This window comes from Allobosea sp. (assembly GCF_035999205.1).
In the GTDB taxonomy this organism is placed as follows: domain Bacteria; phylum Pseudomonadota; class Alphaproteobacteria; order Rhizobiales; family Beijerinckiaceae; genus Allobosea.
Map to the genome: position 1 here is coordinate 443,465 of NZ_DASYHA010000024.1, position 20,255 is coordinate 463,719.

19 protein-coding genes are annotated in these 20,255 nt (G+C 67.4%); 11 read left to right on the forward strand and 8 right to left on the reverse strand.

Features of this window, described 5'->3' with window-relative positions:
- Entirely contained in the window at positions 1–624 is a 624-nt protein-coding gene (gene plsY / locus VGN82_RS14865; RefSeq protein WP_327527791.1) for a glycerol-3-phosphate 1-O-acyltransferase PlsY, read from the reverse strand.
- Positions 625–846: 222 nt separating this feature from the next.
- On the opposite strand from plsY, the gene VGN82_RS14870 reads away from it, so the two are divergent.
- Positions 847–1,272 carry a translation initiation factor 2 gene (locus VGN82_RS14870; protein ID WP_327527792.1) on the forward strand — a complete coding sequence of 142 codons (426 nt, stop codon included), beginning with the start codon at positions 847–849 and terminating at the stop codon, positions 1,270–1,272.
- A gap of 77 nt (positions 1,273–1,349) precedes the next feature.
- Here VGN82_RS14870 and pyrC read toward each other — a convergent pair whose 3' ends face one another.
- From pyrC to VGN82_RS14885, 3 genes are read right to left on the reverse strand one after another with little or no spacing between them, the layout of a single operon-like run.
- Positions 1,350–2,651: a dihydroorotase gene (gene pyrC / locus VGN82_RS14875; protein WP_327527793.1), complete on the reverse strand. Its 1,302-nt coding sequence runs from the start codon at positions 2,649–2,651 to the stop codon at positions 1,350–1,352.
- The gene (locus tag VGN82_RS14880; RefSeq protein ID WP_327527794.1) at positions 2,644–2,868 is read right to left on the reverse strand and encodes a hypothetical protein; all 225 of its coding nucleotides are present in this window, start codon (positions 2,866–2,868) and stop codon (positions 2,644–2,646) included. Before VGN82_RS14880 ends, pyrC begins: the two co-directional genes overlap by 8 nt.
- Positions 2,869–2,874: 6 nt before the next feature.
- Positions 2,875–3,819 (reverse strand): aspartate carbamoyltransferase catalytic subunit, encoded by a 945-nt coding sequence (locus VGN82_RS14885; protein WP_327527795.1) that lies wholly within the window; start codon positions 3,817–3,819, stop codon positions 2,875–2,877.
- A gap of 154 nt (positions 3,820–3,973) precedes the next feature.
- Here VGN82_RS14885 and VGN82_RS14890 point away from each other — a divergent pair, with 154 nt between their 5' ends.
- From VGN82_RS14890 to VGN82_RS14900, 3 genes are all read left to right on the forward strand, one after another.
- Positions 3,974–5,104 carry a serine hydrolase domain-containing protein gene (locus tag VGN82_RS14890; protein ID WP_327527796.1) on the forward strand — a complete coding sequence of 377 codons (1,131 nt, stop codon included), beginning with the start codon at positions 3,974–3,976 and terminating at the stop codon, positions 5,102–5,104.
- Between the two features lie 252 nt (positions 5,105–5,356).
- Entirely contained in the window at positions 5,357–8,038 is a 2,682-nt protein-coding gene (gene topA / locus VGN82_RS14895) for a type I DNA topoisomerase (protein WP_327527797.1), read from the forward strand.
- 92 nt (positions 8,039–8,130) lie between these two features.
- Complete coding sequence (locus VGN82_RS14900; protein ID WP_327527798.1) at positions 8,131–8,433, forward strand: hypothetical protein; 303 nt, start codon at positions 8,131–8,133, stop codon at positions 8,431–8,433.
- Between the two features lie 36 nt (positions 8,434–8,469).
- On the opposite strand, the gene VGN82_RS14905 is transcribed toward VGN82_RS14900, so the two are convergent.
- The 4 genes from VGN82_RS14905 to VGN82_RS14920 all read right to left on the reverse strand — a co-directional run bounded on the left by VGN82_RS14905 (position 8,470) and on the right by VGN82_RS14920 (position 13,685).
- Complete coding sequence (locus VGN82_RS14905; protein ID WP_327527799.1) at positions 8,470–9,609, reverse strand: DUF2778 domain-containing protein; 1,140 nt, start codon at positions 9,607–9,609, stop codon at positions 8,470–8,472.
- 211 nt (positions 9,610–9,820) lie between these two features.
- Positions 9,821–10,768 carry a ring-cleaving dioxygenase gene (locus tag VGN82_RS14910; protein ID WP_327527800.1) on the reverse strand — a complete coding sequence of 316 codons (948 nt, stop codon included), beginning with the start codon at positions 10,766–10,768 and terminating at the stop codon, positions 9,821–9,823.
- A 151-nt stretch (positions 10,769–10,919) separates the two neighbouring features.
- Positions 10,920–11,258 carry a hypothetical protein gene (locus VGN82_RS14915; protein ID WP_327527801.1) on the reverse strand — a complete coding sequence of 113 codons (339 nt, stop codon included), beginning with the start codon at positions 11,256–11,258 and terminating at the stop codon, positions 10,920–10,922.
- A gap of 102 nt (positions 11,259–11,360) precedes the next feature.
- Positions 11,361–13,685 (reverse strand): bifunctional salicylyl-CoA 5-hydroxylase/oxidoreductase, encoded by a 2,325-nt coding sequence (locus tag VGN82_RS14920; RefSeq protein ID WP_327527802.1) that lies wholly within the window; start codon positions 13,683–13,685, stop codon positions 11,361–11,363.
- A gap of 233 nt (positions 13,686–13,918) precedes the next feature.
- On the opposite strand from VGN82_RS14920, the gene VGN82_RS14925 reads away from it, so the two are divergent.
- The 7 genes from VGN82_RS14925 (at position 13,919) to VGN82_RS14955 (ending at position 20,225) form a co-directional block, all read left to right on the forward strand.
- A complete protein-coding gene (locus tag VGN82_RS14925) occupies positions 13,919–14,674 on the forward strand; it encodes an SDR family NAD(P)-dependent oxidoreductase (protein WP_327527803.1) in 756 nt (251 codons plus the stop codon).
- 4 nt (positions 14,675–14,678) lie between these two features.
- Entirely contained in the window at positions 14,679–15,260 is a 582-nt protein-coding gene (locus VGN82_RS14930; RefSeq protein WP_327527804.1) for a MarR family winged helix-turn-helix transcriptional regulator, read from the forward strand.
- Complete coding sequence (locus VGN82_RS14935) at positions 15,260–16,096, forward strand: enoyl-CoA hydratase family protein (protein WP_327527805.1); 837 nt, start codon at positions 15,260–15,262, stop codon at positions 16,094–16,096. The genes VGN82_RS14930 and VGN82_RS14935 overlap by 1 nt, the downstream gene beginning before the upstream one ends.
- Position 16,097: 1 nt before the next feature.
- A complete protein-coding gene (locus VGN82_RS14940) occupies positions 16,098–17,348 on the forward strand; it encodes an acyl-CoA dehydrogenase family protein (protein ID WP_327527806.1) in 1,251 nt (416 codons plus the stop codon).
- Positions 17,314–18,954: a benzoate-CoA ligase family protein gene (locus VGN82_RS14945; protein ID WP_327527807.1), complete on the forward strand. Its 1,641-nt coding sequence runs from the start codon at positions 17,314–17,316 to the stop codon at positions 18,952–18,954. The genes VGN82_RS14940 and VGN82_RS14945 overlap by 35 nt, the downstream gene beginning before the upstream one ends.
- 53 nt (positions 18,955–19,007) lie before the next feature.
- Positions 19,008–19,412 carry a RidA family protein gene (locus VGN82_RS14950; protein ID WP_327527808.1) on the forward strand — a complete coding sequence of 135 codons (405 nt, stop codon included), beginning with the start codon at positions 19,008–19,010 and terminating at the stop codon, positions 19,410–19,412.
- Between the two features lie 171 nt (positions 19,413–19,583).
- Positions 19,584–20,225 carry an EF-hand domain-containing protein gene (locus VGN82_RS14955; protein WP_327527809.1) on the forward strand — a complete coding sequence of 214 codons (642 nt, stop codon included), beginning with the start codon at positions 19,584–19,586 and terminating at the stop codon, positions 20,223–20,225.
- Positions 20,226–20,255 lie beyond the last annotated feature (30 nt).

A 20,255-nucleotide genomic window follows, 5' to 3' on the forward strand; every position in this document is an offset into this window, starting at 1 on the left:
TCAGCCCTTCTGGCCGATCTTGCCCTCGCTGCCGGAGAGCAGCCGGGCGATGTTGCTGCGGTGCATGAACCAGAGCAACACCGTCAGCGCGGCCATGAGCAGGGCCGCCTGGCGCTGGCCGGCCGCGAACCAGAGGATCAGCGGCGTCGCCACGCTCGCCGTCAGCGCCGAGAGCGAGGAGTATTTCGAGAGCTTCGCGACGGACAGCCAGATCGCTGCGAAGGCTAGCGCGACCGGCCAGGCCAGCCCGATCAGGATGCCAAGATACGTGGCGACGCCCTTGCCACCCTTGAAGCCGACCCAGACCGGAAAGAGGTGGCCGAGAAAGGCGCCGAGCCCGGCGACGAGCGCGGCTTGCGGGCCGCCCAGCGCATGAAAACCGATCAGCACCGCAACCGTGCCCTTCAGCATGTCGCCGAGCAGGGTCAACGCTGCGAGCTTCTTGTTGCCGGTGCGCAGCACATTGGTGGCGCCAATATTGCCCGAGCCGATGCTGCGCAAATCCGGCCCCCCGCTGAGCTTCGTCAGGATGACGCCGAACGGGATCGAGCCCAGCAGGTAGCCGACGAGGAGCGCAGCGGCAAAGGCAGGCCAGGAGAGGCCCCAGTTCAACGTCTCCTGCATGCCATCCCTTCCCCGGTTCGCAGCACCGCAGGTTAGAGCACGAAACGCTGGGGAAGAAACGGCCTTTTCGAGCCATGCACCGGCGGATCGCGATGCAGCGTGAACATCGCTCCTTTGGATAACGTCCTGACGGACTCTTCGAATGCTCGACTCGACTACGGCTGCATGCAACCAGCCTGTCGGGGAACTGACCTAGGGGCTTTTAAAATAATGCGAATTCTGATGACGATCGCCGTCGCGATCAGCGTGAGCGCGTGCGGGACGGTGACACGCGGGACGAACGAGGATGTGACCTTCAACTCGGAGCCGCCGGGTGCCAAGGTCATGACGTCGACAGGTCTCGTCTGCCAGGCGACACCTTGCACCTTTCCGATCAGCCGCAAGCAGGAGTTCATCGCCACCTTCGAACTGCCAGGCCACCGCTCCCAGCAGATCGCCGTCACGACCGGGGTCAGCGGCGGAGGCGCCGCCGGCCTGGCCGGGAACGTGATTATTGGTGGCGTCGTCGGTGTCGTCGTCGACGCCAGCACGGGCGCGACGCTGGACCACTCCCCCAACCCCGTCTTCGCGACGATGCAACCGATCCACGCGCCGAAGCCTGCAGCCAAGCTGCGGCGGTCGCGCAAGGCGCAGGGCCCACAGGCCTGATCAGACTGAATCAGCGATGCGTCGGCCACCGAGGACCGGCGCGTCGAAGACCGCCCGACGGCCCGCTGAGCGCCAGCTCAGGCCGCGGAGGCCTCATAGACCATGCGACCGCCGACGAAAGTGGCCTGCACGATGCCTTCGAGCCTGGCCTCGTCGAAGGGCGAATTCTTGGCGCGCGACTTCAGCTTGCGCTTGTCGACGACATAGGGCGCGTCGATGTCGAGCAGCATCAGGTCGGCCGGTGCGCCGGGCGCGAGCCGCCCGCAGCCGAGGCCAAGCAGGTTGGCGGGGCGCATCGAGAGCGCCGCCAGCAGGTCCGGCAGCCCGATCTGGCCGGCCTGGACCATGCGCAGCGAAGCCGAGAGCAGCGTTTCGATGCCGAGCGCTCCGTCCGCCGCCTCGGCGAAAGGCTGGCGCTTGGTCTCGACGTCCTGCGGGTCGTGGTCGGAGACGACAACGTCGATGACGCCTTCGGCCAGAGCAGCGACCAGGGCGAGGCGCTCCTGTTCGTCGCGCAGCGGCGGCGAGACCTTGCAGAAGGTGCGGTAGTCGCCGACGTCGTTCTCGTTCAGGGTCAGGTTGTTGATCGAGGCGCCGCAGGTGACGCGTACACCATCGGCCTTGGCGCGGCGCACCAGCTCGATGGAGTCCGTGCAGGAGATCATCGCGGCGTGATAGCGGCCGCCGGTCGCCCTTGCGAGGCGGATATCGCGCTCCAGCATCACCGTCTCGGCCTCGCGCGGAATGCCCGGCAGGCCGCGGCGGCTGGCAAATTCGCCCTCGTTCATCACGCCCGAACCGCGCAGATCCGGATCCTCGACATGATTCATGATCAGCGCATTGAAGTCGCGGGCATAGACCAGCGCCCGGCGCATGATCTGCGGATTGCGCAGCGCCTTGGCGCCATCGCCAAAGGCGACCGCGCCCGCCTCAAGCAGAAGCCCGAACTCGGTGATCTCCTTGCCCTGCAGCCCCTTGGTCAGGGCGGCGCAGGGCAGGACGTTGACGATCGCCTTGTCGCGGGCGCGGCGCTTGATGAAGTCGATGATCGCGGGATCGTCGATCGGCGGATCGGTATCCGGCCTGCAGACGACTGTCGTCACCCCGCCGGCAGCCGCAGCCTGCGAGCCGGTGCCCAGAGTCTCACGGAATTCGGCGCCGGGCTCGCCCAGAAAGGCGCGCAGGTCGACGAGGCCGGGCGCGACCACGAGCCCTTTCGCGTCGATGCGACGCGCCCCTTCGGGCGCCTCCGGCGCAGCGCCCCAGGCGACATCGGCGATGAGACCGTCCCGCAGCAGGAGCGCGCCCCTGCCCTGACTCCCGCTCGCCGGATCGACAAGTTCGGCGCTGACGATGACGGTGTCCTGCGAGTCAGCCATTGCGGTCTCCCAGACCCCTGAAGAATGCGAGCCAGAAGCGCACGAGCCCGACGAACAGCAGCATGACGAGGGCGCCGCCGACTACGAAAGCCCAATTCCAGCCCGAGCGCGGATCGCCATGCAGGAGCATCGCGGCCAGCGTGGCGTAGGCCAGAGCCAGCAGCCACAGGGTGGCGCGGGCCTTGGCTGCGAAGAAATCGAGCGCGAGCCTCAGCATCGCGCGTCAGATGTTGGGCAGGTGCTGCGCCAGCGCGTCGAGCACCGCCATGCGCACCGCGACGCCCATCTCGACCTGCTCGCGGATCAGCGACTGGGCGCCGTCTGCGACCTCGGAGGAGATTTCGACACCGCGGTTCATCGGGCCGGGATGCATCACCAGCGCGTCGGCCTGGGCGCGGCCGAGCTTGTCGCGGTCGAGCCCGTAATAGCGGAAATATTCCTTCGAGGACGGCACGAAGGCGCCATGCATGCGCTCTAGTTGCAGGCGCAGCATCATCACGATGTCGGCGCCCTCCAGCCCTTTGTTCATGTCGGTGAAGATCTCGACGCCCATGCGCTCGATGCCGGCCGGCAGCAGCGTCGAGGGCGCGATCAGGCGGACCTTCGCGCCGAGCGCGTTGAGCAGGATGATGTTCGAGCGGGCGACGCGCGAATGCAGGATGTCGCCGCAGATCGCGACGGTAAGACCCGCGATGCGACCCTTGTTGCGACGGATCGTCAGCGCGTCGAGCAGAGCCTGTGTCGGATGCTCATGGGCGCCGTCGCCGGCATTGACCACCGAGCAGCCGACCTTGCGGGCGAGCAGGTTTACGGCGCCGGCGGCGTGATGGCGCACGACGATGATGTCGGGGCGCATCGCGTTCAGCGTCGCTGCCGTATCGATCAGCGTCTCGCCCTTCTTCACCGAAGAGGAGGCGACCGACATGTTCATGACGTCGGCGCCGAGGCGCTTTCCGGCCAGTTCGAAAGAAGCCTGCGTACGGGTCGAGGGCTCGAAGAACAGGTTGATCTGGGTGCGCCCGCGCAGCGTCGCGGTCTTCTTCTCGACCTGGCGGGACAGCGCGACATAGGCATCCGCCCTGTCCAGCAGCGCCTCGATGTCCAAATGGGAGAGCCCCTCGATGCCGAGGAGATGCCGGTGCGGATAGAGCGGTGCTGGCGATGTCATTTGAAGAGGGGTGTTTAGGCGCGAGTCGGCGCAGGCGCAAGCGGTCCGGGACCGTTGTCACCATGCTTGGGCATGGATGGCAGTCTGCGCAAAACGCGGCTACGCCTTGCTCGAGCGGCCCCGCCGCCGACCAACCGCTGCGAGGAGCCCCGCATTGTCCACCGACGCCTATGTCCCGGCCGCCCATGGCTCCCTCTGGAATGCGATCGCGCCTGCACAGGCCGGCTTCGATTCCACCCGGCTCGACGCCGCCGTCGCATTCGCCCAGGCGCATGAAAGCCCTTGGCCGCGCAGCCTGTACTATCCGGATGGCCGCTATGTCGGGAACGTCGAGTGGAACGAAACCGGGCCGTGGAGCGAGATCGTCGGACCGGTGCGAGAGCGCGGCGGCCCCGCCGGCCTCGTGCTGAAAGGCGGCCGCATCGTCGCCGAATGGGGCGACACCAGCCGCACCGACATGACCTTCTCGATCGCCAAGAGCTATCTGGCCGTGCTGGCGGGGCTCGCGGTCGATGACGGGCTGATCCGCGATCTCGACGAGCCGGTCGGCAAGCGCGTCGCCGGGCCCTTCTTCGAGAGTGCCCATAATGCGAAGGTCACCTGGCGCCACCTGCTCCAGCAGTCGAGCGAATGGCAGGGCGAGATCTTCGAGAAGTCCGACCAGGTCGACCACAACCGCCAGATCGGCCCCGGCGCCGACAACAGCCGCAAGGGCCAGCGGCGGGAAATGCACGCCCCCGGCAGCTTCTACGAGTACAACGACGTCCGCGTGAACCTGCTCGGCTACTGCCTGCTGCAGCGCTTCCGCCGGCCGCTGCCCGAGGTGCTGCGCGAGCGGATCATGGATCCGATCGGAGCGTCCCAGGACTGGGAATGGCAGGGCTACGAGAATTCCTACGTCGAAATCGACGGCAGACGCATGCAGTCCGTGCCGGGCGGCGGCCACTGGGGTGGCGGGCTTTTCATCGGCGCGCGCGACCATGCCCGCTTCGGGCTCCTGATGGCCCGCAAGGGCAACTGGAATGGCCGCAGCCTGCTCTCCGCCAACTGGGTCGCGCAGATGGTGACGCCTTCGCCTACGCTCGCCAATTACGGCTATCTCTGGTGGCTGAACCGGGCCCCCTCGGCGAAGCCCGGCGTGCCGGCCGAAGCGTTCTGGGCGCTGGGGGCTGGGACCAATGTGATCCTGGTCGACCCCGCGAACGATCTTGTCGCGGTGCTGCGCTGGATCGAGGGCGCGTCCTATGACGGCTTCCTGACCAAGCTCTACCAGGCACTCGGCTGACACCGGCTTTCATCACATTCAGCGCCCGGCCCTTGTGCGTGGGCCGCCGACCCGCCATCTGACGGCGGACCCGAGGGATTGTGGCCAAAACGCCGCCAAGCGCGGCGAAAGCGCAATCGGGGTTTGACACGGCCTGCGCCCTGAACCACTTTCGCGCGCAATTCCGAAACGCCGGGCCTTTTCCGGTCGCGAGATCGCTCCCAATGGAGCCGGTTCCGCGCTCCGATGAGGCTGTTATCGAGACACCGCACCATGAAGCTCCTCGTCGTCGAGTCGCCGGCCAAGGCCAAGACGATCAACAAATATCTCGGCTCCGACTACGAGGTCGTGGCGTCGTTCGGCCATATCCGCGATCTGCCGGCCAAGGACGGATCAGTCGATCCTGAGCACGACTTCGCCATGAAGTGGGAGATCGAGGGGCGCGGCGCCAAGCAGGTTTCCGAGATCGTCAAGGCGCTCAAGGGCGCCGACAAGCTGATCCTCGCAACCGACCCGGACCGCGAGGGAGAGGCGATTTCCTGGCATGTGCTGGAGGCGCTCAACGCCAAGCGGGCGCTGAAGGGCATCCCGGTCGAGCGGGTCACCTTCAACGCCGTCACCAAGGACGCGGTGCAGAAGGCGCTCGCCAGCCCGCGTCAGGTCGACCAGGCCCTGGTCGATGCCTATCTCGCCCGCCGGGCGCTCGACTATCTCGTCGGCTTCACGCTCTCGCCGGTGCTCTGGCGCAAGCTGCCGGGCGCGCGATCGGCCGGCCGCGTGCAGTCCGTGGCGCTGCGCATCGTCTGCGACCGCGAGCGCGAGATCGAGGCCTTCCGGGCGCGGGAATATTGGTCGCTGGTCGCAACACTGGCCACGGCCGCCGGCGGCGTCTTCGACGCGCGCCTCGTCGGCGCCGACGGCAAAAAGATCACCCGGCTCGACATCGGCACCGGCGACGAGGCCAAGGCCTTCAAGGAAGCGCTTGAGAGCGCCGCCTTCAGCGTCGCCAGCGTCGAGGCCAAGCCGGTCAAGCGCCATCCGCAGCCGCCCTTCCAGACCTCGACGCTGCAGCAGGAGGCCTCGCGCAAGCTCGGCCTCGCGCCCGCCCGGACCATGCAGCTCGCGCAGCGGCTTTATGAGGGCGTCGACATCGGCGGCGAGACGGTCGGTCTCATCACCTATATGCGTACCGACGGCGTCGACATGGACGGCTCGGCGATCGCCGCCGCCCGGCGCGTCATCGGCAAGGAATTCGGCGAGAACTACGTCCCCGGCGTTCCCCGCAAATACACCGTCAAGGCCAAGAACGCGCAGGAAGCCCACGAGGCGATCCGGCCGACTGATCTCGGCCGGCTGCCGGCGATGGTCGCGCGCCACCTCGAGCCCGAGCAGGCACGCCTCTACGAACTGATCTGGAAGCGCACTATCGCCAGCCAGATGGAGTCCGCCTCGCTGGAGCGCACCACGGTCGACATCGCGGCCAAGGTCGGCGCCCGCAATCTCGAGCTGCGCGCCACCGGGCAGGTCGTCCTCTTCGACGGCTTCCTGACGCTCTACCAGGAGAGCCGCGACGACGAGGAGGACGAGGATTCGAAGAAGCTGCCGGCGATGAAGGACGGCGACCCGCTGGAGAAGCGCGCCATCGCCGCCGAGCAGCACTTCACCGAGCCGCCACCGCGCTATTCGGAGGCCAGCCTCGTCAAGCGCATGGAAGAGCTCGGCATCGGCCGACCCTCGACCTATGCCGCGACGCTCTCGACCCTGCGCGACCGCGAATATGTCCGCGTCGAGAAGAAGCGCCTCGTGCCCGAGGACAAGGGCATGCTGGTGACGGCGTTCCTCGAGAGCTTCTTTAAGCGCTATGTCGAGTTCGACTTCACCGCCAATCTCGAGGAGCAGCTCGACCGGGTCTCGAACGCCGAGATCGACTGGAAGGTGCTGCTGCGCGAGTTCTGGGAGGAGTTCACGGCCTCGATCGGCGAGACCAAGGAGCTGCGCGTCACCGAGGTGCTGGAGGCGCTGAACGGCGTGCTCGGCGCCCATGTGTTCCCGCCGCGCGAGGATGGCAGCGACCCGCGCGCCTGCCAGGTTTGCGGCACTGGCACGCTCTCGCTGAAGCTCGGCAAGTTCGGCGCCTTCGTTGGCTGCTCGAACTATCCCGAATGCCGCTACACGCGTCCCCTCACCGTCCAGGCCAATGAGGGCGAGGCGACGGCCGAGGGGGGCCAAGGTGCGCCTGGCGTCCGCATTCTCGGCAAGGATCCCGTGTCCGAGCAGGAGGTCACGATCCGCGACGGCCGCTTCGGCCCCTATATCCAGCTCGGCGAGGGCGAGAAGCCCAAGCGCTCCAGCCTGCCCAAGGGCATGAGCGCGGCCAGCGTCGACCTCGACAAGGCGCTCGCCCTGCTGTCACTGCCCAAGGAGGTCGCCAAGCACCCCGAAAGCGGCGAGCCGATCCTCGCCGGCATCGGTCGCTACGGGCCTTACGTCCAGCACGGCAAGACCTACGCCAATATCGACAAGGACGACGACATCCTGCAGATCGGCGCCAACCGCGCCATCGACCTGATCGTCGCCAAGGAAAGCGGTGGTGGCGGGCGCTTCAGCCGCGGCGCGGCGGCGCCGGGCCGTGAGCTCGGCGAGCACCCCGGCGGCGGCAAGCTCGTGGTCCGTGCCGGCAAGTACGGCCCTTACGTCAACTGGGGCAAGGTCAATGCCACCTTGCCGAAGACGATGACGCAGGAAGCGATCACGCTCGAGCAGGCGGTCGAACTGGTCAACGCCAAGGCCGAGGCCAGCGGCACGAAGGGCCCCTCGAAATCGGCTGGCAAGACGAAGGCAAGCACGCCTGCGAAGAAGCCCGCGACCAAGAAGCCGGCGGCGAAGGCAGCTGCTGCCAAGCCCAAGGCGGCGCCGAAAGCCGCCGCCAAGGAGAAGCAGGCGAAGACCGGCTGAACCTGCTATCGTAGGCCGCTACGGCGCGCGGCCGGCTGCATCGCGGCTTGCGCCGGGTCCTTAGGGCCGACGATGCAGGGGGAGACGACGCCATGGTGAACGCAGGCCTGATCTCGATTGCACTGCATGCCGGGCTCCTGACCTTCGTCGCAGAGGGCCCGCCCCGCTTCGACATCGAAAAGTCCTGCGCCGGGCTGACGGCCCAGAACAGCGGCATTCCCCGGCCGCAGCAAGCCTGCCGGGAGGACGAAAGCAAGGCGCAGACCACATTGGCCGGCCGCTGGGAGAGCTATCCAGCCGGCGCCCGCAATCGCTGTGTCGAATCCGCCGGCCTCGTCGGTGCGCCGAGCTATGTGCAGGTTCTGACCTGCCTCGAAATGGCCAAGCCGCAATAGCGCGATCGAGCGGGGCCGGCCTTCCGAGCGACGACCTCAGTTCAGGCTGGCCACGACGACCAGGCGTTTCACCTCTCCCCGCAGATAGGCCTGCAGGAAGCGGTTGTAATCCTTGAAGGAAACGCAACCGTTCGAGTCGCCGTTGGGGCCGAGCAGATAAGGGTGTGTCAGCAGGCCGGCGCGGCCATAGATCGCGCCGCTGCCGCCGACCGGATGCATCCGCAGGGCACGATGGCCGTGGAACAGCGCCTCGCGCTCGGTCAGCGTGTAGGTGTGGGGCGGTGTCGCGCCATGCATGCGGACATGGACGTAGCGCGGGTCGTCCATCTTGTCGCCGAGGCCGGAATGAGCCTCCAGCTTCTCGCCGTTGGGCATGTGCACGACCTTGGCGCTGATGTCGTAGATCGCGGTTCCCGCGGCCGTGCTGACGGCCGGACCGAAGGACGGGCTGAGGCGCCGGCCGCGAGACCGATCGACGACATCGTCCTCGGGCGCCGCATAGGCCATGGCCGGGCCATTGGGCTGCTGCGGCGCGCCGAAGAGCTTTTGGAAGAAGGAGCGATTGTCCTCCGCCGGCGCAACCGGCGCAGCGGCGACCTTCGAGCGGCGCGTCGGCTGGCGCAGCGCGATCGCCGGCGACTCCGCCGACCCGGGCAGCTTCAGATCGTTCGGCCGCCGCATCGGCAGCGGCACGTCCTTGGCGATGATCGAGGTGGCCTGCGGCGCGGTCGCGGGCGGCTCGACTGGGGGAACCGCGACAGGCGCCACGACGATCGGCTGCGCGGGCTGGACAGCGGCGAGAGCGGGCTGAGGCTCCCGAGCCGGCACGGGCGTCGCCGAAGCCAGGGCCTGCAGGACACGCTCGGGCATGTCGAGGCGCTGCAGGCCAGCCTGCAGCGGATGATGGCCGCTGAAGGAACCCGGCGCCGAGCCGAGTGTGAGACCCGGCTTCAGGAAATCACCATAAACCGTTGATGACGAAGGCAGCGATCCGGTCGTCGCAACGTCGCGTTGCGGCGTGGCACGGACCGGGATCTGCGCATCGGGGCCAGGCTCGAGCGCGACATAGCCGACGCCGCAGGCGACGACGATGGCAGCGATCTGGAGAAAGACGTTGTGGCCGACCCGGTAGCGGGTGCGCCGCGCATGGCGCAGCCTGTAGCCCTGTCCCGACATCTCGCTAACTTTCAACTCGACGCAACACACACCCGCTCTCGGCAGACACGGGGCCGGCAAGCATGCCGGATTCGAGTAGAAGCCAGCGTGGTTAAGGCTGGGTGAATCGCCTGTATCGAAGGCAATAAAAAGGCGCGGCGGTGTCGGTTTCCCGACCCGCCGTGCCGCTTCATGTCTGCTGACCGGCCAGAACGGTCGGTCGGCCGTCGCCCTAGAGCGGCTTCAGGCCTGCTTCGATCTGGGCCCGCTTGCCCTCCAGGAAGGGCGGCAGCGACAGGGCTTCGCCCATCGTCTCGGCCGGCTCGTCGGTGGCGAAGCCGGGCTCGTCGGTCGCGATCTCGATCAGGATCCCGTTCGGCTCGCGCAGATAGAGCGAGCGGAAATAGAAGCGATCGACCGGCCCGCTATTGGGGTAACCGGCGGCGCGCAGGCGCTGAGCCCAGGCGTCGTAATCGGCGAAGGTCGGCGTGCGCAGCGCGAGGTGATGCACGCCGCCGGCACCTTCGCGCGCCTGCGGCAGGTCGGGCTCGACCGCGACATGAAGCTCGGCAGCGGGACCGCCCTCGCCGATCTTGAAGACGTGGATCTCGCCCGTGGCGTGACCCGCATCGCGATAGCTGCCGACCCGCTCCAGGCCGAGAAGCTGGGTCAGAACGACCTCCGTGCGATCGAGCTTCGGCACCGAGATCGTCACCGGACCGAGGCCCCGGATCTGATGCTCGGCCGGGACGGGGCTCTTCTCCCAGACCACGAAGGGGATCTCTCCGCCATCCGCGATCAGGGTCAGGCGCTGGCCCTCCGGATCCTCGAAATCGACGGCCGCGCGGCCATTGATCTGGCGGATCGGTGAGGCGCTGACGCCCGCCTCCGCCAGACGAGCGCGCCACCACTCCAGCGAGGCCTCGTCGGCAACGCGCAGCGAGGTGCGGCTGATCGAATGCGTGCCACGGCGAGCCGGAGCCGCCGGCCAGTCGAAGAAGGTCAGATCACTGCCCGGCGAACCGGCACCATCAGCGTAGAAGAGGTGATAGGCCGAGGTGTCGTCCTGGTTCACCGTCTTCTTGACGAGCCGCATACCGAGCGTATCGGCATAGAAGCGGCGGTTGCCCGGCGCATCGGCGGAAATTGCCGTGACGTGATGGATGCCTGTGAGCTTCATGATCGTGGCCCTCAATCTGGACGCCGGCCGGGAGGCGCGGCTGTTGCAGACAGAGATAGCGCGCTTTCGAAGCAATGAAACGGCCGATGCGACAATGTCGTCATTGCAGAAACGCAATTATCGACACGCCGGCGCCGGCGCTAGGGCGGGCTCAGGGCTTCGGAACCGCAGGTGGCGCGGAGGGTGCCGGCGCGCTCGTCTTGTCGGACGGGTGGGCGGGCGTCGTGCAGTCCTGCGGCTTGGCCTTGCAGTCGAACACCATCGTCGGCGCGGCCGACTCCTCCGAGCGGCCCGCCGAGGGCAGGATCATGTTCTGGCCCTTGTCGATCTGCGCCGGATCGGTGGTCTTGGGCCCCAACCCGCCGCTCGCCTGCGCTTCCGCGGGCTTGTCCGGCGGCGTGGTTGTCGACGACGGCGCCTGCGCCGAGGCGGCGAAAGCGAGCGAAGACAGCGTGGCGGCGAGCGCCAGGCCCGGCAGCGAGCGAAGCATCGGATTTCCCCTTGTGCGGCCCGCGCGACGTGCGAGCTCTCCAATTAGGGAACCCTCCCCGGCGCGTGATGTTCCGCCGCCGAGAGAGCCGAAGCCGACTTCTCAGGCCGTGAGCGCGTGGCGGCTGGGCTTGGCCTTGAGCTTCAGCTCCTCGAGATCCTGACGCTCGCGCGGCGTGTTGCGCATGAGCTGGTCCTTGCCGGGCTGGTACTGCACCGGCTGCATCAGATCGACGCCGTACCAGGCCGCAGCCCGCAGCACGAAGGACGGGTCCGCCAGATGCGGCCGCCCGAGCGCGACGAGATCGGCCCGGCCCGAGGCGACGATCGTGTTGGCCTGATCGGCGCTGGTGATGTTGCCGACGCACATCGTCGCGATGCCGGCCTCGTTGCGGATCTGATCGGAAAACGGCGTCTGGAACATGCGGCCATAGACAGGCCGCGATTCCCGCACGGTCTGGCCGGTCGAAACATCGACGAGATCGCACCCCTCCGCAGCGAAAGCCTCGGCGATCGCGACCGAATCCTCGGCCGACAAGCCCCCCTCGGCCCAGTCGGTCGCCGAGATCCGGACCGACATCGGCCTCTCGCGCGGCCAGACTTCGCGCAGCGCGCGAAAGACCTCGAGCGGATAGCGCAGCCGGTTCTCGACCGACCCGCCATACTCGTCCGTGCGGCGATTGGTCAGCGGAGAGAGGAAGCTCGCCAGCAGGTAGCCATGGGCGCAGTGCAGCTCCAGCATGTCGAAGCCGGCACGAATGCCGCGCTCGGCAGCGGCGACGAACTCCGCCGTGACGCGGTCCATGTCGGCGCGGGTCATCTCGCGCGGAATCTGACTCTCCGGATAGTAGGGAAGCGGCGAGGCCGAGACGATCGGCCAGGCGCCCTCCGCAAGCGGGCGGTCCATGCCTTCCCACATCAGTTTCGTCGCGCCCTTCCGCCCGGCATGGCCGAGCTGGAGGCAGATCTTCGTCGCCGAGTTCGCATGGACGAAATCGACGATGCGGGCCCAGGCGGCCTCCTGCTCGTCGCTATAGAGCCCGGCGCAACCCGGGGTGATGCGGGCATCCTCGGCGACGCAGGTCATCTCCGTGAAGAGCAGGCCGGGGCCGCCAATGGCACGCGAACCGTAATGCATCAGGTGCCAGTCGCCCGGCATGCCGGCTTCAGCCGAATACTGACACATCGGCGAGACCACCATGCGGTTCTCGATCCGCATCTCGCGCAGCATCATCGGCTGGAAGGCCGGCGGCACGGGCGTGCCGTCCTTGCCGCGGCGGGCGAGCGGTCCGAGCTCTCCGGCAACCATTTCGTCGACCGCCTCGACCATCGCGGGCGCGCGCAGGGCCAGATTGTCATAGGTGATCGCCTTGGATCGCGTCATCAGGCCGAAAGCGAAGCGCAGCGGATCGAAATCCCAGAAGCGACCGAGCTGCTCGAACCAGACCAGCGAGACGTCGGCGGCATGCTGCGTCTTCTCGACCTCCTCGCGACGCGTGCGCTCGAACAGTGACAGCGCCTCGCCCACCTTCAGGCCGGCCTTGTGGAAGGAGCGATGCAGTCCAATCGCGTCCTCCATGGCGAGCTTGGTGCCCGAGCCGATCGAGAAATGCGCGGTCGCCTTGGCGTCGCCGAGCAACACGACGTTTTCGACGACCCAGTTGCGGCAGCGGATCATCGGGAAGTTGCGCCAGAGCGAGCGGTTGGTGATCAGCCTGTGACCTTGCAGCTCCTCGGCGAAGACGCCTTCGAGGAAGGCGGCGGATTGCGCCTCGTCCATCTCGTCGAGCCCTGCCCTGGCGAAGGTCTCGGGATCGGTCTCCAGCACCCAGGTCGAGCGGCCGGCTTCGTATTGATAGCAATGGGCGATGAAGACGCCGTGCTGCGTCTGCCTGAAGAAGAAGGTGAAGGCGTCGAAAGGCCGGGTCGAGCCCATCCAGGTGAACTTGTTCGGCCGCAGGTCGACCTCCGGCTGGAAGCGATCGCGCCAGCCTTCGCGGATGCGGCTGTTGATGCCGTCGGCGCCGACGACGAGGTCATACTCCGCTTTCAGCGCCTCGACATCGGCGGCCTCCTCGCCGAAGCGCAGCTCCACGCCGAGCTCGCGCGCCCTCGCCTGCACCAGCAGCAGCAGCGAACGGCGCGAGCAGCCGCAGAATCCGTTGCCGGAGACGCGGTGGACGCTGTCCTTGAAATGGACCTCGATATCGTCCCAGTATGCGAAATTGTCGCGGATTGCGGCGTAGCTGGCCTCGTCGGCCGCCTTGAAGATGTCGAGCGTCTGGTCGGAGAAGACGACCCCGAAGCCGAAGGTGTCGTCCGCCTGGTTGCGCTCGAAGACGGTGATGTCGAGTTCCGGCCAGTCGCGCTTCATCAGGAGCGCGAAATAGAGTCCGGCGGGCCCGCCGCCGACGACCGCGATACGCATGATGCTCCTCCCGAGAACCGATTGCGAAATTATTTTAGGCCTAAAATAATTTAGGCTCAAGCGGCAGAAGACAGACCTTGATCCGGATCAATCCGATCGCCGCGCCCGCCCTAATATCCTGCGTTTGGCAAGGCACAATGAAGCAATCTCCCTGAAATTCGGGCGGATGGCGCGGAGCCCTTGCAAATTCCTTTAGACCTAAAATAGATTGCTCCCATCTGGAGGCGGATCGGATGTTCCTGACAGGGCGGCACGCAGTGGTGAGCGGTGGAGGACGCGGCATCGGCCGTGCCATCGCGGCTGCGCTCCGACGCCAGGGCGCCTATGTCTCGATCATGGGACGCGGCGAGGCCGCGCTGGCCGCGGCGTGCGAGTCGGGCGACGCCGACGCCTATGCAGCCTGCGACGTTGCCGACGAGACTGGGATGGCTGCAGCCCTCGCGCGGCTGGCCGGGACGCAAGCCATCGACATCGCGATCGCCAATGCCGGCGCCGTCGAGACGGGCCCCTTCCTGCGCAGCCCTGCCGAACGTTTTCGCCGGCTGAGCGAGATCAACCTGATCGGCACCGTGAACCTGTTCCATGGCGTCCTGCCCTGCATGATCGAGCGCGGTCAGGGCCGGCTGATCGCCATCGCCTCGACCGCCGCGCATCGCGGCTATCCTTATGTCTCGGCCTATGTCGCGGCCAAGCATGCCGTGCTCGGGCTGGTAAAGTCGCTGGCTCTGGAGACCGCGCGCTCCGGCGTCACGGTCAATGCGATCTGTCCGGGCTATGCCGACACCGACATGGTGGCGGGAGGCATCGACACCATCGTCGCCAAGACCGGCGCGACCCGCGAGCAGGCCCTGGCCGAGATGGTCAAGGCCAATCCGCAGGGGCGGCTGATCGCGCCAGAGGAGGTCGCCGCTGCCGTGCTCTATCTCTGCGGGCCGGGCAGCGCCTCGGTGACGGGCCAGTCGCTGCTGATCAATGGCGGGGAGTTCTGACGCCATGGAGACGACCGTCCCGGGCCTGATGCTCGATCGCGAGACCAAGGCCAGCGAACGCCCCGGCGATCATAAGGACGAACTGCGGCTCTGGCTGCGGATGCTGACCTGCTCGACCTTGATCGAGACCGAGATCCGCAACCGGCTGCGCGAGGAGTTCAAGACGACGCTGCCGCGCTTCGACCTCATGGCTCAGCTCGACAAGTCGAGCACCGGCATGACCGTCGGCGAGGTCTCGCAGCGGCTGATGGTCTCGAACGGCAATGTCACGGCGGTCGTGGCCGGCCTGCTTGCGGACGGGCTCGTCGACAAGCGCGCCGCGACGCAGGACCGACGCGTGCAGGTGCTGACCCTGACGGCGCAGGGGCGCAAGGCCTTCAAGGCCATGGCAGAGCGGCATGAGGGCTGGATCGCCGAGCTCTTCGCCGGGCTCGACCAGCCCGAGATCGCGCAACTGTTCCGCCTGCTCGGGCAGACGAAGACGTCGCTGCACCGTGCCATCGCGGCGCGGGCGCTGGAGGCTGGCAAGAGCGAGGCGACAAGGAACGAGGCCGGCAAGAACCAGGCCGACAAGGGAGAGGCCTGATGACGACCCACGCCAATAACACGACCCTGCCGCTGGCGGCGTTCGCACCGGCCCATTTCGAGCTTTCGGTCACCGGCAAGGTGGCGACCGTGACGCTGAACCGACCTGAGAAAAAGAATCCGCTGACCTTCGCAAGCTACCGCGAACTCACGGACTTCTTCTTCGCCGCGCAGAAGGACGAGGACGTCAAGGCAATCGTGCTGACGGGCGCCGGCGGCAATTTTTCCTCAGGCGGCGACGTCTTCGAGATCATCGGGCCGCTGGTCGAGATGGAGACCAAGGACCTGCTCGCATTCACCCGGATGACGGGCGATCTGGTCAAGGCGATCCGGGGCTGCCCGCAGCCGGTGATCGCGGCGATCGACGGCATCTGTGCCGGCGCCGGAGCCATCATGGCGATGGCCTCCGACATGCGGCTGGGGACGGCCGAAACCAAGGTCGCTTTCCTGTTCAACCGCGTCGGGCTGGCCGGCTGCGACATGGGCGCCTGCGCGATGCTGCCGCGTATCATCGGCCAGGGCCGCGCGGCGGAGCTGCTCTATACCGGCCGCGTCCTGCGCGGCGAGGAGGCGGAGCGCTGGGGCTTCCTGAACCGTCTCGTCGCCAAGGATGCGGTGCTGGCCGAGGCGCAGGCTCTTGCCGTCGAACTGGCGGACGGGCCGACCTTCGCCAATGCGATGACCAAGCGCATGCTCGAGATGGAATGGGCGATGTCGGTCGAGAGCGCCATTGAGGCAGAAGCCGTGGCGCAGGCCCTGTGCATGCAGACCGAGGATTTCGCCCGCGCCTACCACGCCTTCGCCGCCAAGCAGAAGCCGGCCTTCGAGGGCAATTGAGATGGGCGCGCAGGGCAGCGAAGGGCTCGGAACGGCCATGCTCGGCGACACGCTGGACTGGCCGTTCTTCGAGGACCGCCACCGCCGCTTCGCGAGAGAGCTGTCGGCCTGGGCGGATGCCACCCTGCCCGGCCTGCCACATGATGATGTCGATGCCGCCTGCCGCGCGCGCGTCGCAGCGTTGGGCGAAGGCGGCTTCCTGCGTGCGGCTGTGCCTGAGGCCTATGGCGGCTTGAGCCCGGCGCTCGATGTCCGCACGCTCTGCCTCGCACGCGAGATCCTCGGCAGCCGCGACGGGCTGGCCGATTTCGCCTTCGCGATGCAGGGGCTAGGCACCGGCGCGATCACGCTCGCGGGCTCCGAGGCCATGAAGGCGCGGATTCTTCCGGGCGTCTGCGAAGGCATCCGGATCGCGGCCTTCGCACTCTCGGAAAAGGAAGCGGGTTCGGATGTCGCCGCCATGGCGACGACCGCCGTGCCGGACGGCAACGGCTATGTCAGGATCGACGGCGAGAAGAGCTGGATCTCGAATGGCGGCATCGCCGACCACTATGTCGTCTTTGCCCGCACGGGCGAGGCGCCGGGCGCGCGTGGATTGTCAGCCTTCCTCGTCGAGGCCGATACGCCCGGCCTGAGCGTCACCGAGCGGATCGACGTGATCGCCCCCCACCCGCTCGCGACCCTGCGCTTCGAGGCCTGCCGCGTGCCGATTGAGAACCGGATCGGCGGCCCGGGCGAGGGCTTCAAGGTGGCGATGGCGACGCTCGACATCTTCCGCTCGACCGTGGGGGCGGCGGCGCTGGGCTTCGCGCGGAGGGCGCTTCACGAGACGCTCGCGCACGCCAGCTCCCGCAAGATCTTCGGCGGCACCCTCGGCGATCTCCAGCTTTCGCAGGCGGCGATCGCCGACAGCGCGGCCGAGGTCGATGCCGCCGCGCTCCTGGTCTATCGCGCCGCCTGGACCAAGGACCGTGGCGCGCCACGCGTCACGCGCGAGGCCGCGCTCGCCAAGCTTATCGCGACAGAGAACGCTCAAACCGTGATCGACCGGGCCGTCCAGATCCATGGCGGGCTCGGCGTCACCAAGGGCGTCAAGGTGGAGGAACTCTACCGGGAGATCAGGGCGCTTCGGATCTACGAGGGCGCCAGCGAAGTGCAGAAGGTCGTGATCGCGCGCGACCTGCTCAAGACACATGCCGCAAAGGCAGGGGAACGCAATGACAGCAACCGAATTCGCGAGATCGGGGCATGAAGACAGCTTCGCGCGCGACAACCTGCCGCCGCGCGAAAGCTGGCCCGATCTGAGACTGGACGAAGCAGGGCTCGCCTATCCCGAGCGCCTCAACTGTGTCGTGGAACTGCTCGACCGGCATCTGGCGGAAGGGCGCGGCGAGCGCATCGCGGTGATCGCCTCGGGGTTGCAGTGGAGCTACGGCGAGCTGGCCCGGATGGTGAACCGCATCGCCAATGTGCTGACGCGCGACCTCGGCATGGCGAGCGGGAGCCGCGTGCTGCTGCGCGCTGGAAACACGCCGATGATGGTCGCGTCCTATCTCGCCGTCATCAAGGCCGGTGGCATCGCGGTCGCGACGATGCCGATGCTGCGGGCCGGCGAGCTCGCCTATCCGCTGCGCAAGGCGGAGATCGCGCTCGCACTCTGCGACCACCGCCTCACGGCCGACCTCGAGAATGCCAAGGCACAGGCGCCCGGCCTCGCGCGCATCATCGGCTTCGGCAGCAGCGAAAGCGAGCTCGAACAGCTGATGGGGCAACCCGGCTACGAGCATTTCGAGGCTGCCGACACCGCTCGTGACGACGTCTGCCTGATCGCCTTCACCTCCGGCACCACCGGCGAGCCCAAGGGCACGATGCATTTCCACCAGGACATGCTGGCGATCTGCGACTGCTATGGCGCGCGGGTGCTGAAGGCTTCGGCCGACGACCGCTTCACCGGCTCGCCGCCGCTCGCGTTCACCTTCGGGCTGGGCGGGCTCGTGCTGTTCCCGATGCGGATCGGTGCGGCGATGGTGCTGCCTGACAAGGCCGGTCCGGCCGACCTCGTAGACGCGATCGAGCGCCACAAGGTCAGCGTCGTGTTCACGGCGCCGACGGCCTATCGCGCCATGCTCGATAAGCTGGAGGGGCGCGACATCGCCTCATTGCGGATCTGCGTCTCGGCCGGGGAGACCTTGCCGAAGCCGGTCTTCGACGCCTGGCAGGGCAGGACGGGCATCGCGCTGATGGACGGCATCGGCGCCACCGAGATGCTGCACATCTTCATCGGCGCGCCGCGCGAGGCGATCCGGCCGGGCTCCACCGGGCTCCCGGTTCCGGGCTATGAGGCGAAGATCGTCGATGCGGATGGCAACGACGCTCCGGACGGTACGCCGGGGCGGCTCGCCGTGCGCGGCCCCACCGGCTGCCGCTATCTCGCGGACGAGCGCCAGGCGCGCTACGCGCAGAAGGGCTGGAACATCACGGGCGATACCTACATCCGGGATCAGGACGGCTATTTCTGGTACCAGGCCCGCTCCGACGACATGATCGTCTCCTCCGGCTACAACATTGCCGGGCCCGAGGTCGAAGCCGCGCTGCTGACCCATCCGGACGTGGTCGAATGCGGTGTCGTCGCCGCGCCCTGCCCCGAGCGCGGCAATATCGTGAAAGCCTATGTCGTGCTGCGCGAGGGCATCGCCGGCAGCGAGGCGCTGGCCAAGGCCTTGCAGGAGCATGTGAAGGCGGCTATCGCGCCCTACAAATATCCCCGTGCCGTGGAGTTCGTATCGGCGTTGCCGAAGACCGCCAGCGGCAAGCTCCAGCGCTTCACCCTGCGCCAGATGGCGCAAGGCGAGGCCTGAACCCTTCTCAAGCATCAGACGAGCCGGAACGGCCCCGAAGCGAGGCGACGCCCATGTCGAGTGAAACCCTGTCCCGCGCCATCCTGCCCGAAGGCTGGCCGGTTCCGCGCGGCTATGCCAACGGCATGGTGGCGGAAGGCCGCGTGCTGGTCACCGGCGGCCTTGTCGGCTGGGACACGAACGGCGTCTTCGCCAAGGGCTTCCTGCCTCAACTCCGGCAGACACTTGAGAACATCAAGGCCGTGGTCGAGGCCGGCGGCGGGCGGATCGAGGATATCGTGCGGCTGACCTGGTATGTCACCGATATCGAAGCCTATCGAGCCAGCCTGAAGGAAATGGGCCCGGTCTACCGCGAGGCGCTGGGCCGGCATTTCCCGGCCATGGCGGTGGTGCAGGTCGTCTCGCTCGTCGAGCCCGAGGCGATGGTCGAGATCGAGGCGACGGCGGTCATCGCCTGAGCGGGCGCCGACCGGCGGGCGATTATGTTTCCGTCTGTTTCCATCGCTGAAACATGAAACCTGCCGTTACCAAAAATGCCCTGGCGGCGACTCCGCCTTAGCCTTTGGGCATGGACTTGAGGCCGAAACTCCTCGCGCCGCCATCCGGCGGCGACGCGATGGAGACGATTCATGTCCAGTATCAGTGGCGTCGGCGGCGGGTTCCGTCCGCCTCCGCCAAAACCGCCGAGCTTCGAGACGCTAGACAGCGACACCAGCGGCACGCTCAGCCTTGAGGAATTCAAGTCCGGCGCCCCCAAGGGGGCCGACAGTGCCAAGAGCGAGGAGCTGTTCAAGGCAATCGATTCCGACAGCGACGGCTCGGTTACCAAGGAGGAGCAGGACGCCTTCAAGGCCAAGGCCGAGAAGGCCCAGCAGCAATTGCAGTCCTTCCTGTTCGGGTTACAGACCGAAGGCACCAGCCAGGTTGCCGAATCCGACGAGAGCGATGCCGAGACCGACATCTTCGCCCAGCTCGACGCCAACTCCGACGGCAGCATCGCCCAGGACGAGTTCCTTTCGGCGCTCTCGTCTGGAACACAATCCTCGAACGACCTACTGAGCAAGCTGTTCGAGGCGATCGATTCCGACAAGGACGGCTCGGTCACCAAGGAGGAGCAGAGCTCGTTCCAGCAGGCCCTCGAAAAGCGCGGCCCGCCGCCCGGTCCTCCGCCTGGCCCGCCACCATCCATGGGCGCGTCGCAGGCCTATGGCTCGACCTACCAGCTCGGCGCCTCGAACGCGTCCGGCACGACCTATTCGCAGGCGGCCTGAGCCGCTCGGCCGCGCTAACGCCGGTCAGCA